The organism is Nitratiruptor sp. YY09-18 (assembly GCF_016593235.1).
Lineage (GTDB): Bacteria > Campylobacterota > Campylobacteria > Campylobacterales > Nitratiruptoraceae > Nitratiruptor.
The window spans coordinates 1,624,235-1,636,242 of sequence record NZ_AP023065.1 but is presented as its reverse complement, the minus strand read 5'-3'; the positions used below and the strand labels follow the sequence as shown (position 1 = coordinate 1,636,242).

Annotated in this window: 12 protein-coding genes; 3 read left to right on the top strand and 9 right to left on the bottom strand. The window is 39.4% G+C overall.

Translation table 11 applies throughout. From position 1 onward, the window contains the following. Positions 1–6: 6 nt before the first annotated feature. Positions 7–885, bottom strand: a complete 879-nt coding sequence (locus JG734_RS08730; protein ID WP_201332908.1) for a DUF3187 family protein — start codon at positions 883–885, stop codon at positions 7–9. 53 nt (positions 886–938) lie between these two features. Between JG734_RS08730 and JG734_RS08725 the strand changes: the two genes are divergently transcribed. Next, positions 939–2,273, top strand: coding sequence for an APC family permease (locus JG734_RS08725; protein WP_201332907.1), 1,335 nt, complete (start codon positions 939–941; stop codon positions 2,271–2,273). A gap of 1 nt (position 2,274) precedes the next feature. Here JG734_RS08725 and JG734_RS08720 read toward each other — a convergent pair whose 3' ends face one another. From JG734_RS08720 to JG734_RS08710, 3 genes are all read right to left on the bottom strand, one after another. After that, on the bottom strand, positions 2,275–3,657 hold the full coding sequence (locus JG734_RS08720; protein ID WP_201332906.1) for a chloride channel protein: 1,383 nt from the start codon (positions 3,655–3,657) through the stop codon (positions 2,275–2,277). A gap of 134 nt (positions 3,658–3,791) precedes the next feature. After that, the gene (locus tag JG734_RS08715; RefSeq protein WP_201332905.1) at positions 3,792–5,513 is read right to left on the bottom strand and encodes a TrkA family potassium uptake protein; all 1,722 of its coding nucleotides are present in this window, start codon (positions 5,511–5,513) and stop codon (positions 3,792–3,794) included. Positions 5,514–5,515: 2 nt separating this feature from the next. Next, on the bottom strand, positions 5,516–5,896 hold the full coding sequence (locus tag JG734_RS08710; protein WP_201332904.1) for a DUF6394 family protein: 381 nt from the start codon (positions 5,894–5,896) through the stop codon (positions 5,516–5,518). Positions 5,897–5,954: 58 nt separating this feature from the next. Here JG734_RS08710 and JG734_RS08705 point away from each other — a divergent pair, with 58 nt between their 5' ends. After that, positions 5,955–6,410, top strand: coding sequence for an NUDIX domain-containing protein (locus tag JG734_RS08705; RefSeq protein ID WP_201332903.1), 456 nt, complete (start codon positions 5,955–5,957; stop codon positions 6,408–6,410). Here JG734_RS08705 and JG734_RS08700 read toward each other — a convergent pair. The 3 genes from JG734_RS08700 to JG734_RS08690 are packed head-to-tail and all read right to left on the bottom strand — an operon-like array spanning position 6,400 to position 9,720. After that, on the bottom strand, positions 6,400–7,620 hold the full coding sequence (locus JG734_RS08700) for an ArsS family sensor histidine kinase (protein WP_201332902.1): 1,221 nt from the start codon (positions 7,618–7,620) through the stop codon (positions 6,400–6,402). The genes JG734_RS08705 and JG734_RS08700 overlap by 11 nt on opposite strands. Beyond that, positions 7,617–8,279, bottom strand: coding sequence for a response regulator transcription factor (locus tag JG734_RS08695; RefSeq protein WP_201332901.1), 663 nt, complete (start codon positions 8,277–8,279; stop codon positions 7,617–7,619). Before JG734_RS08695 ends, JG734_RS08700 begins: the two co-directional genes overlap by 4 nt. Before the next feature lie 34 nt (positions 8,280–8,313). After that, positions 8,314–9,720: a DegQ family serine endoprotease gene (locus JG734_RS08690; protein WP_201332900.1), complete on the bottom strand. Its 1,407-nt coding sequence runs from the start codon at positions 9,718–9,720 to the stop codon at positions 8,314–8,316. Positions 9,721–9,802: 82 nt separating this feature from the next. Between JG734_RS08690 and JG734_RS08685 the strand changes: the two genes are divergently transcribed. Then, positions 9,803–10,561 (top strand): inositol monophosphatase family protein, encoded by a 759-nt coding sequence (locus tag JG734_RS08685; protein WP_236586898.1) that lies wholly within the window; start codon positions 9,803–9,805, stop codon positions 10,559–10,561. On the opposite strand, the gene JG734_RS08680 is transcribed toward JG734_RS08685, so the two are convergent. Together JG734_RS08680 and JG734_RS08675 are read right to left on the bottom strand one after the other, a co-directional pair. Next, positions 10,558–11,265, bottom strand: coding sequence for a hypothetical protein (locus tag JG734_RS08680; RefSeq protein WP_201332899.1), 708 nt, complete (start codon positions 11,263–11,265; stop codon positions 10,558–10,560). The genes JG734_RS08685 and JG734_RS08680 overlap by 4 nt on opposite strands. Then, on the bottom strand, positions 11,265–11,954 hold the full coding sequence (locus JG734_RS08675) for a TIGR00703 family protein (protein WP_201332898.1): 690 nt from the start codon (positions 11,952–11,954) through the stop codon (positions 11,265–11,267). The genes JG734_RS08680 and JG734_RS08675 overlap by 1 nt, the downstream gene beginning before the upstream one ends. Between the last annotated feature and the right edge of the window lie 54 nt (positions 11,955–12,008).

The following is a 12,008-nucleotide window of genomic DNA, read 5'->3' as shown; positions in this document are numbered from 1 at the left end:
TTCTCCTTAAAATTTTAGCTGTGCACCAATGGTAAAGTCGGGACTTCCATAAAAAGGGGTGAGGTTTTCACTCGCAAAAATACTCCATCTATCATTTAACTGATACGTAACATTCACGATTTGTGAAGGTGAATCGAACCAGTCATGATCGCTTGTATAGAATGAACTAATATAGCGCCAAGAGATTTCCCATTTTTTATAACTATAAAAGAGATAGAGAGAATATGCCCATCTTTTAGATTTGGCTAGATTGGTGATACGATTTTTTCCAAGATAGAGGAGGTCAATATTGTACAACCACTTTTTATAACTTCCAATAAATCCTACTAAATAATCAACCTTTTTCGTACCAAACCCACTGCTTTTAGGAGCTGTAGGGATTTTTATACCGACGCGATAAGCAAAATTGGTACTCTTTGGATGCCAAGGGAGTAGCTGCTTAAATTCAAAAGTTGCGTTTCCAATGAATGCGTAAGGTGAATTTTGGTGAATATTGCCAAAATCGATGAAGACTCTATTGTCCCCTTTAATGTTATGCTCTTCTCCGTTGAGTAGTCCTGTGACATCGTGGAACCAATCAAGGGGCTTATCCATAAAGCCTCCCCATATTTGGCAAAGAGGAAGATGGAGCGTTACTGCTTTTGTTGTATCTAGATTGTAGGTTTGTGTGAGAGTAAGGGTACTGAGTTCATAATCAAGAATGAGATGCTCTTCATTTTCATAATCATTGGTTTCAGTGAAGGTAAACGTTGTGCTTTTTTTAACAGTGGTATCTGTAGGTGTAAGAGGATAAAAAGCCATGCGCCAAGGATGTTGGATTGCAAACTGCAAAGGAGCTGCGAAGAGGCTCAAAGAACAAAGAATTAAAAAAAGTATTTTATGCATATACACCTCCAATGCAAAAATGATACCATATAAAAAACAAAAAAAGAGAATAGATGGAAAACAAAGCTTTTGGTCTATGGAGTGCAGTATTTTTGGGTATAGGCTCAATGGTTGGTATTGGGATTTTTATTGTCATCGGTGAAGCTGGTGCTATTGCTGGCAATCTAGTAATAGGAAGCTTCATTCTTGGTGGTCTCATTGCACTTTTTGCCGGATATTCTCTCGCCAAGCTTGCACTTGTCTATCCAAGCCGCGGTGGTGTGATCGAGTATTTGGTGCAAGAGTATGGCGAAGGCTTTTTTAGTGGTAGTGCTGGGGTGCTTTTCTATCTTGCTCAACTCATAGGACTAGCAGCGGTTTGTAAATCTTTTGGTACTTATGCTGCAACGTATATGAGTAGTGGCGTTACTCCATTGTATGTGAATATCTTTGCTCTTGGTATCTTAGCATTCTTTACTCTTATCAATCTCGTTGGTGCAAGTTTTGTAGCCAAAAGTGAAAATGCTATTGTCATTTTCAAGCTCACTGCCCTTGTGATCTTTGTCAGTGCTGCACTCTTTTTCATCAAACCTACCTATCTCTCCCTCAAAGACTCCCCGCCTCTTATCAATATGTTCTATGCCTTAGGTCTAGTTTTTTTTGCTTATCAGGGATTTAGCGTAATTACCAATACTGTAGAAGATATGCAAAACCCCAGAAAGAATATGCTTCGAGCAATGATGTTTGCTATAGGAATAGTGATAGTTCTCTATGTAGCTACCGCGGTAGCAGTACTTGGCAACTTGCCACTGAGCGAAGTTATTAAAGCCAAAGATTACGCACTCGCAGAAGCTGCTAAGCCAGTATTTGGAGAGTGGGGATTTAAGATTATGGCTGCTGTGGCACTTGTGAGCGCTACAAGTGCAATTAATGCCAGTCTCTATGCAGCTACACAGATAAGCTATGATTTAGCACGAAAAGGAGAGCTGCCGAAGGTATATGAGTATAATGTATTCCACTCTACTGAAGGGCTTATAGTTTCTGCACTCCTTATTGTGCCAATGATTTTGTTTTTGGATCTTGATGAGATTGCTACGATTGCTTCTATTGTGATTCTTTTCATTCAAGGGTTTGTCCATCTTGGTCATTGCTTCAAAATCAAATATACCAATGCTAATACATTTGCGGTTATGTTTGCTGCAATTGGTGCATTTAGTGCTGCAATATTGGCGCTTGTGTATGCATCGCAGAAGATGCCATCGGTTGGATGGTATGTTGCAGGAGCATTTTTTGGTGCTTACCTCTTAGAAATTGTTTTGCGATTGACTACAAAACGTACGATCAAAAAACGCATTTTATGGGAACCTCAAGAGATAGAAGAGCGTCTGAGAAAAATCTTGTATAGGTAGACTACTTTCTTCTGCCAAGTTTTGCCTTTTTGCGCAAAATTCTGCGACGGATACGCTTGAAGCGGGTATTGTCAATGTCCATGTCTACTTCTGCCTTTTCAATCTCTTCGCCGATTTTGACTTCAAGAATTTCACTTTTGCGCATCGCAAGAATCTGTGAAGGGAAAATACTCCTATGCCCTGTGACGAGGAAGCTGATGACTGCACTCAAGGCTGCGTAGTGAGCGATCTCTAGTCCAAAAAGCTCTACAGCCATAATCGTTGCGGCTATCGGTGCGTTTGTTGCACCACTGAGTACGCTTACAAAGCCCAAAGCAGCAAAGAGAGTAATATGTTCATAATCAAACCAGCTACCAAATGCGTGACCACTGGTCGCTCCGATATAAAATATTGGCGTAATCACTCCACCACTTCCACCACCGGCAAGTGTAAGGCCTGTAGTAAAGGTTTTGAGCAAAAAGGCATACCATGGAAGATCTTTTGCGAAATAGGGATCTGGATTGAGGGTATCTTTGATAGTTCCCATACCAAGTCCAAGATACTGCTCTCCAAAAAGTGTTCCAATACCTGCTAATATAAGACCTATGAGGAATGCTTTGATATAGATATTGAGAGGTATCTTCTCAATTCCTTTATGCATGAGATTGATGCTCGTTACCACAATATCAGAGATAAGTCCAAAAAAGAGCCCAGCTGCTACAACTTTGGCTATCAAAACAGGATCAAGATTGATACTTTGGTAGTAGCGAAGGTCAAAATAGGTATACTCAATGCCTAAAAATTGGGCAGTAGTAAAAGCAGCAAAACCCGCAATAAAAGATGGTAAAAGCACATCATACATAATAACACCAATGATAAGGACTTCTACACCAAAAATAGCACCGGCAATAGGCGTACCAAAAACAGATGCAAAACCAGCGCTAATACCGCAGATTACAATCTTTTTACGATCGCTATCACTAAAGCGTAAAAGGTCGCTGAGTCCCGAAGCACTGGCTGCGCCTATTTGACCGGCAGGTCCCTCTTTACCTACTGATCCGCCAGCAAAAATAGTAAGGACTGTGGCAATGAGTTTGATAGGTACTACTTTGAGATCGATCTTGCCATGTTTTTTGTGTACTGCCTCTATGACTTTTTCTGTACCGTGCCCTTGTGCACTGGGGGCAAAAGTTTTAATGAGCCAGATTACAAGTATGAGTACAAAAGGGAGTAAATAGTAATAGGGAAAAGGGAGTTTGTGTTGGTAGAGTTCAGCATAGTGAATAGTTTTGAGAAATAGTGTCACAATGGCACCAATGATAATGCCTACGATAGAGGAGAGTATGATCCATTTAGTAACTGATATGAGAATAGCAGTCTGTTCTGTTATATGTTTGCGTACCATTGCAGTCCTTTAAAATTGTATTAACGTGAGAGTATAAGTGCTATGAAAAAAAGCTTTTTGTCAAAAATCGCTAAAACAGAAATTGTTAGCTGGTCATATCTGACTACCACTCATAGCTTTTGATATTGAGAGTTTTATGCTGCATTATGGATACTTGTTGTTTCTCTTCCCAAAAGATTAAATACTCCCATATGCTGCTCTTTACCAGTGAGAACATAATAGAGCTCATAGTAGTTGTTGATAATATATTCAAAATCTATGCGTGACTCTTCATCACAGGCTATGAGCAAAGAGGCTCCAGGTTTTACCTCTACATTATCATCAGGCATAAGGATCGTCTCTTTGGTATACTCATCTTCATAGTGATACATCAAAAAGACTATTCTATTCTTCTTGCGATAATCTGTTCTAGAACGGCGTAGAATTTCCAGATTTATAGCCATTCCTTTTTTGAGCTCATGATAGAGTGCATAGGCATTCTCTTCTGTGATCGTCATCTCAAAAACATCAGGATTTTTACCAATTGTAGCACTGAGTTTGCCTACCACATGCATTGCCCAGTTGTTGTCTTTGTGGTAGATATAGCGGATGAAGCGGTTTGCCATAGGTCTTGCTATGAAGTTGTAGGTATACTTTGCCAGCACGCGCTCAAGAATATAGATCTGATCGATACGAGCAGATTTGAAGACGCTAATATCTTCGAGGGTGTTTTCTCTTGCAATTGTATAAATGGAAGGGTTAAGTTTTTTGGCAGTAGAGAGAATAGTGAGGTTTATCATATCATCTTTGGTTGCAGCGATGATACAGCTAGCATCTTGGATGCCAGCTTTCATCAAAATCCTGATATCTTCAGCATCTCCATAAATAGCACTTTGCTTGCGTTTTTTGTAATCACTCGATTTGATATCGATGAAGACATACTCTATATTTGCTCGCTCTAGTGCGTGGGCGAGAGCTTTTCCCATACGTCCAGCACCGCAGATGATATATTTACCCTTTGGCAAGAACTCTCTTTTGCGTATGCGTAAAATATGTCCAAATATCCACATCTCCAAAAGCCAAATATATGGAGCAGTAATCTGAAAGTAGATGCGATCAGATACGATCTTGAAAGGGTCTTCAATATGGCGTATACCGATATTGCGCAAATGCTCGGTATTGTCTTTGGTGGTGGATTTGACGATAATATCGATCTTTTTATTGAGAAGTTTACACATGAGAGCTATTTTTGCATTTTTAATATCATCTTCAAAAAGCACTACAACAGCTTGGCAGTTTTTCTCGTGAATTCCAGCAATTTTGAGGATTTCAGGTTTTGTGGTATCTCCACTGATTGCTGGAACTTCTGGAATGAAGTTTTCTAGTTCTATCTCATCTATTTTACTCTCATCCTTATCCACTACAACGATCCGTATACCTTCAGAATTGAGGCGTCGGATGATCTCTTTTGTTACATTGTTGTAACCAAGGATTATAATAAAGGGCTCACTAAGCTTCTTGATTTTTGTGCGAAAGCGTGCAACTGCAAGCTCGCGTGCTAATTTTTTATCTTGGATAAGAGCGATGATGTTACCTATACCATAAAACCACCCAATAACAGTGAGATAAATACAAAAGCTCACCCAAAGTCTTTGGGGGTAGGTAAAGGTATAGGGAGCCTCGCCAAATCCGATCGTTGTAGCCATATAGCTTACGAAGTAGAAGGCATCAAAGAAGTTCATATAGTAGACGTTACCCTGATCATCGCGACCAGGAATGAGAGTCATGCCAAGGATAGAGATAGCAAATGTAATGATAATGACGAGGAGGGGGATCCTCATCCGATGGATGATGATCCAAGCACTATTACTTTCCATGGTTACCTTTTAGATTTGAGAGTATCACCAACAAAAAGAAGAACAGAGACAATATTTGCTAAAAGTGCTCCTCCACTCATTGATACAATCGCCACAGAGGCCTCAAGATTGAGATGTCCTAGACCATAGAGTGCTAGTGCCCAAACACTTGCTGCACTGATGAGCTGGATATCTGCAACGAGGCTTGTGGCTAAGAGTACTGATCCTAGTTGCGTTTTGTCACCAAGTTTGAGAATAGTAGCGATGAGATTGACAACAATTGCAGCAAAGAGCTCATATTTGCTATGATACTCTAAATTTGCAGGATCGCCATAAAAAAAGCCGAAGTTTGTCGTCATAGCGAGGATAAAGAAAAAGCCGCTGATTACCTTTTGGATGTTCATACCACTCCTTTTGAGATAGTGTAGAATGTCGCAGCTTATAGTTTAATAAAGGAGCTTTATGAAAAGAAGTGCTGGAATCCTTCCCTTTCGCATTAAAAATGGTTCAATTGAAGTATATCTTGGCCATTTTGGAGGACCCTTTTGGAGCAAAAAAGAGCGCTCTTGGGGTGTAATCAAGGGAGAAGTACAAGAGAGTGAGAGCGATTTAGAGGCTGCAAAGAGAGAGTTTTATGAAGAGACAGGCAAAAGAGTTGATGGAGATTTTATAGATCTGGGAGAGTTTCGTACATCCAATAAGATTCTGCATATCTATGCTTTGCAAACAGATCTCGATACGCATATCTCTTCTAACAAAGTTACAATCACTTATTATGGCAAAGAACTGCAGATCCCAGAGATTGATAGAGCTGCCTGGATGCGGCTTGATGAAGCAAAAGCAAAAATTGTCAAATCCCAAGGGCAGATACTTGATAAACTTGAGCAGACTCTTCAAAAGAGCAGATTTATTGAGTAAAAGTAATTATGAAAATATTCTCTCCATCTTCATGTTTATAAGAAAGCTTGAAGTTGTGCATGCGCAAAATATTATCTACCAGATAGAGTCCTAGCCCAAAACCACTTCTTTTATTCTCTTTGCTAAATGGCTCAAGATAGTAGGAGAGATCTTGCGAGAGAGCTGGAGCCTTGTTGTGTATCTGTATAGAGCTCTGTGTTACTACTATCTTTGCTTTTCCATCGGTTGAGTATTTGATAGCGTTATCTATGAGGTTTTTGAGAGCAATGGCGAGGAGTTTATAATCACCTTCAATTGTCGGATCTGCCTCTATATCGATAACAAGATCTTTTTTATCAAACATGCCGATGTGGACTGCTTCTTGGATGAGATCACTTGCCTTGATCTTTTCATAGTTTGGTTTGATTTTGGCATTTACCGCTTCGATAGCTGCAAGCTCATTGATGAGGGAGTTGAGTTTTTCAAATATATGCACAAGACGCTCTTTTTGTTTTTGGTCTTCTACCATTTCAGCCTGGATGCGCCCTTTTGTGATAGGGGTTTTAAGCTCATGCATGATATTACGCAAAAGGAGTTTGCGCGAGTTTTGGATATTTTTGAGTGAGTTAGAAGCATCTTGCAGAGCCTGCGCTACTTCGTTGATCTCTTTGAATCCTTGGATATTGAGATCAAGATCGAGCTTGCCGCTACTAAATTTTTCTATCTCTTTTGTAATTTTTTTGAGAGGGCGGAGCTTGTAGATGATCAAGAGATAAATAATGAGAAGCAAGACTACCATAAGACCAAAGATTGCAGTATAGATGAGCTTGAGAGTAGCAAGGTTTTTGGAGATATCTTTCAGCAACAAAACATTACCGTAGCTTTGAACTAAAAAGTAGTAATTATTTTTGTCTTTGAGGATGAGAACTTGGCCTATAGGAAAACGAATCCGTTTGATAAATTTTGTTTTTTTGAGGATCTTTTCTGCCTCTTTGGGATAGAGAATTGGTAAGAGCTCAAGGCGCTCGAGATTTTTAAAGAGAAGATCTTTTTGCACATAGCTTCCAAGCTGCCATATAAGTGATTGTGCAATAAATTCTAGACGTCTTTGGGTCTGATATTTGTTAGCAGTACTAATATACTTGATGGAGAGAAAATATGCCCCACCGATGCCAATGAAGGCAAGCAGGAAGATGAGAGTGATCCATAAAAATATCGAGGTTTTTTTCATGGAATATATTTATATCCTATTCCGCGAACAGACTGAATATAGCGTGGATTTTTGGGATCTTCTCCTAGTTTGTGGCGAATGCGGCTTACTATCACATCGATAGTTTTTTCAGAAGCATTTTCACTGAGGTTTTCGCATGAATAAAGTAACTCTTCACGGTTGATTGGTTGATTTGGATGTTCGATGAGATAACTAAGTACCTCATATTCAGCAGGTGTGAGATGCAAAGCCTTTCCTTTGAAGAGGATTTCTCGTCTATTTTTGTAGACCTTGAGATCTGGCTCTTTTGGTGGTTTGCTACGGCGTCTTGTAATCGCTTTGAGTCTAGCTTCTAGCTCTTTTGGATCGTAGGGTTTTGGAAGATAGTCATCTGCTCCAAGTTCTAGGCCTATGACCTTGTCACTCAGATCACTCCTGGCGCTACTGATGATAACAGGAATATCGCTAAATTCACGAATTTTTTTAAGAATCTCCAATCCATCCATTCCAGGAAGAGTGAGATCGAGAATGAGGGCATCGAAATCTTTTTCTATATGCAAAGCCGAAAGTGCAATAAACGGATCATCATAGTTTATCACTTCAATGCCATACTTCTTGAGATATTCGCTCAATATTTCAGCCAGCTCTAGATCATCTTCGATCATTACCACCTTTTTCATCAATATCCTTTTATGTCCCCCTCAGGGAGGGAGATTATTTGAGAACTACTATTAGTGGGATACCTTGTCGTTTGATGAAGATCTTTTTGGGACCTTTATATTTCTCAAAGGCTTTTTTGAGATCTTCTACGTTTTTGATGTTCATATCTTCTACGCCAATTATAACATCACCCGGTTTGATGCCAGCTTTGTCTGCTGCGCTATCCTCTTTGACGTTTGTGACAAATACACCTGTTACATCTTGCGGGATGTTATACATACGGCGGATCTTATCATCGAGAGTCTGAACCTCAAGACCTTTGAATTTTTCTACATTCTCACTTCCACTCGCTTCTGGACGTTCACTTAGTTTTACTTTTGCAGTGTGGACTTTACCGTTTCTCTCATATGTAATAGTGACAGTTTTTCCCGGAGGATACGATCCGATGAGTGACTTGAGCTCAGTTGCATCTGCGATATTTTTGCCATCTACTTCGATGATGAGATCACCTCTTTTGAGACCTGCTTTGTCTGCAGCGCTGTCTTTTGTCACATCAACAATGACTGCCCCCTCTTTGTGCTTGTATACATCTTTGAGATCCCCTTTGAGATCTTCAATGATGACTCCAAGATAGCCGCGTTCAATCTTTCCTTTTTCGATCAGTTTTTTCACGACTTCTTTCATCATATTTGCAGGTATAGCAAAACCGATACCGTTATTACCGCCACTGCGAGTGATAATCGCACTATTGATACCAATCAACGCACCTCTGCTATCTACAAGAGCTCCACCACTATTACCTGGATTGATAGCCGCGTCAGTCTGGATGAAGTTTTCGTATGTGTTGATACCTACATTGTCGCGGTTTGTAGCACTCACAATTCCTTGTGTGATTGTCTCACCGATTCCAAAAGGATTACCTATAGCAAATACCAAGTCCCCTGGTTTGATTTTTGATGAGTCAGCTATTTTGATAGCTTTGAGACCGGTTTTGTCTATCTTGATAACTGCTAAGTCGGTGAGAGGATCTTTGCCTACAACTTTTGCCTTATACTCTTTGCTATCACCTGGCAGTGTTACAGTGATCTCATCAGCATTGCGAATGACGTGGTTGTTGGTAACGATATAGCCATCACTGCTAATGATCACACCACTTCCTAAGCTTCTTTCAACTCTGCTGCGTGGAATAGAGTTGCGAAACATTGGTCCGAAGAACTGCTTGAAGAATGGATCGTTGAAAAATGGCATATCTTGCATCGCTGGCATTTTGATACGTTTTTTAGTAGCGATATTGACAACGCTCTGTTTGGCATCTTTGATCGCATCATAGTATGATATAACAACATTTTCGCCAGCTCCTGGCATCACACGTTTGATATTGCTTGATGCTTCGTTGAAATGTATTGTCGCTGCACTGAGTATGATTGCAGTAAGTGCAGAGATTGCAATAATTTTCTTCATTTTTACCTCCTCTTTTTTATCAACACAATGATAGAATAAAATCTTTGATAAAAATTAATCAAAAATTAACAGAAGGTTAATGATGAAAGATATTATAAAAGAGGCTGGAAAGATTTTGCGCCAAGGATACGAGGCGAAAAAGTATATACAAAAAAAATCGAGTGTAGATCTTGTCACCGAATATGATGTGAAAATTGAGGAGTTTTTGCGCAAGCAGTTTACAAAAAAGTATAGCGACTATGCATTTGTCGGTGAAGAGAGCTTCAGTGGCAAGATTCCATCCAAAGCTATCATCGTTGATCCCATTGATGGGACGACAAATTTTGTCCATCATCTTGCTTTTGTTTCTATAAGTGTTGCTGTATGGGAAGATGGAAAACCTCAAGAAGGGATTGTTTACAATCCGATTCTAGAAGAGTTTTTTTATGCAAAAAGAGGTGATGGAGCATATCTGAATGGACAAAAGATAGAAGTTGCACAGACTGACAAACTCATCGATACGCTCATAGCCACAGGATTCCCCTATACCAAGACGCAAAGAGGGAGAGATTATCGCTTTGTGATTAAGTCTATGACAAATCTCTTGCCAATTACCCGTGATATTCGTCGCTTCGGGAGTGCTGCTATCGATCTAGCCTATGTAGCATGTGGGAGATTTGCAGGATTTTATGAGGTAAATCTCAAGCCATGGGATGTGGCAGCTGGGATACTACTAGTCCAAGAAGCTGGAGGGAAGGTAACAAATCATTTAGGCAAGCCATACAAATTTGGTGATATTATTGTAGCAAGCAACGGAAAAGTGCACCAAGAGATTATTTGTAATCTTGGTGCATGGGACTAAGATAGCTCACACCATCCAAGAAACTCTTTAAATTTTGGTATAAAGAGTGTATCTTTGGGGCGGATATCGATTTTAAATTCTTTGAGAAATTTTTCTCTCACTTCTTTAATACGCCAAAAGAAGAGGAGATCACCTTTGTAGGGAGTCTTTGTCCATGCTCCTATACGCAGTGTATTTTGCCATTCGTTAGCGATGAGGTTTTGAATCTCAATGATCAATGGCTCTAGGATGGTATCTTTGAGAAGCTCATGTTCGCGCTCTGCCAAGCCTCTTGCATATGAGAGAAGTGCGGCTTTAATTTTTTCAATTCCATCTATTGAAAAATCTTCAATGGTACCTTTGAAAATCTCTGTCTCAAAGCGTTCTACAAACTCTTTTTTGACAAAATCAAATCGTTCTACATATACTTTTTTTATTCCCTCTTTTGGAAGGTAGATTTTTTCGAGAATATCTATATGGTAAGGATGTTTGGTGAAGACGAGATCTTTAATATCTTTAGATAAACTTTTGAGTTTTGGTTTTGTATCAGTTGCCAAGATACGTTTTTTAACACTATTTTCAAGTGCTTTATCTTTTTTTATATAATAAAAAACCAATGCACTCTCTATAGCTTCAACTATTTCATTGCGGGGGATATATGCACCATTTTCATCACGTAAAAACTCCCCCTTTTCATACGCAATAGCATTCCAAGCTACAAGCATTATTTAAACTCCGCTAATGTTTTATCTATTTTTTGTGCAATATGTTCGTCAAATAGGGCGATAGTTGGTACCATCCATCCCATCCAATATCTTGCCTTTCCTTCTTTGTTTTCTCCAAAGTAAGCAAGAGCAATACGACCAAATCCCATCTCCTTTTCTATCTTTTTTGCATCTCTCAAAAATCTACGTGGTATTGGTGGTAACTCTTCAAAAGGAAGAGGCTTTCCTTCTTCACCATGATGTTTGACCAAGCTTGCAGCACTTCCCAGGTTATGTAGTGCTTCGATAACTTTTATGAATTTATGTTTTTTTAAATATGCGAGGAGTATTTCACCCGCAGGAAGACGTAATATTTCAATGTTTTCATCACCCTCACGCAAGTCAGCACAAAGGTAGGCTCTTCCTTCAATCATTTCGATATGCGCATAGATTTTTTTATTTTTGGGAAGTTCTTTGAGTACTTCGGTAACTTCATAGCTACTCCCCTCACTCTCGTATGTATCACCACTTTTATGTTTGTCTTCAGCTGCTACGAAGTAAGAATCTTGACCATTTTTTTTACCAAAAAGCAGATCAAAGCCCCATTTTTTGAGTGATTTTATCTTGAATTCTCGCTCCTTTTCAGGTGCACCTAGAGTTTCAAATACCAATGTATTGAGAAGCATCTTCTCGCGTAGTTCAGTTAGCATAGCAACTCCTTTTTATTTTAGATGCTATTATAAACTATAGTGATGTGATATAAA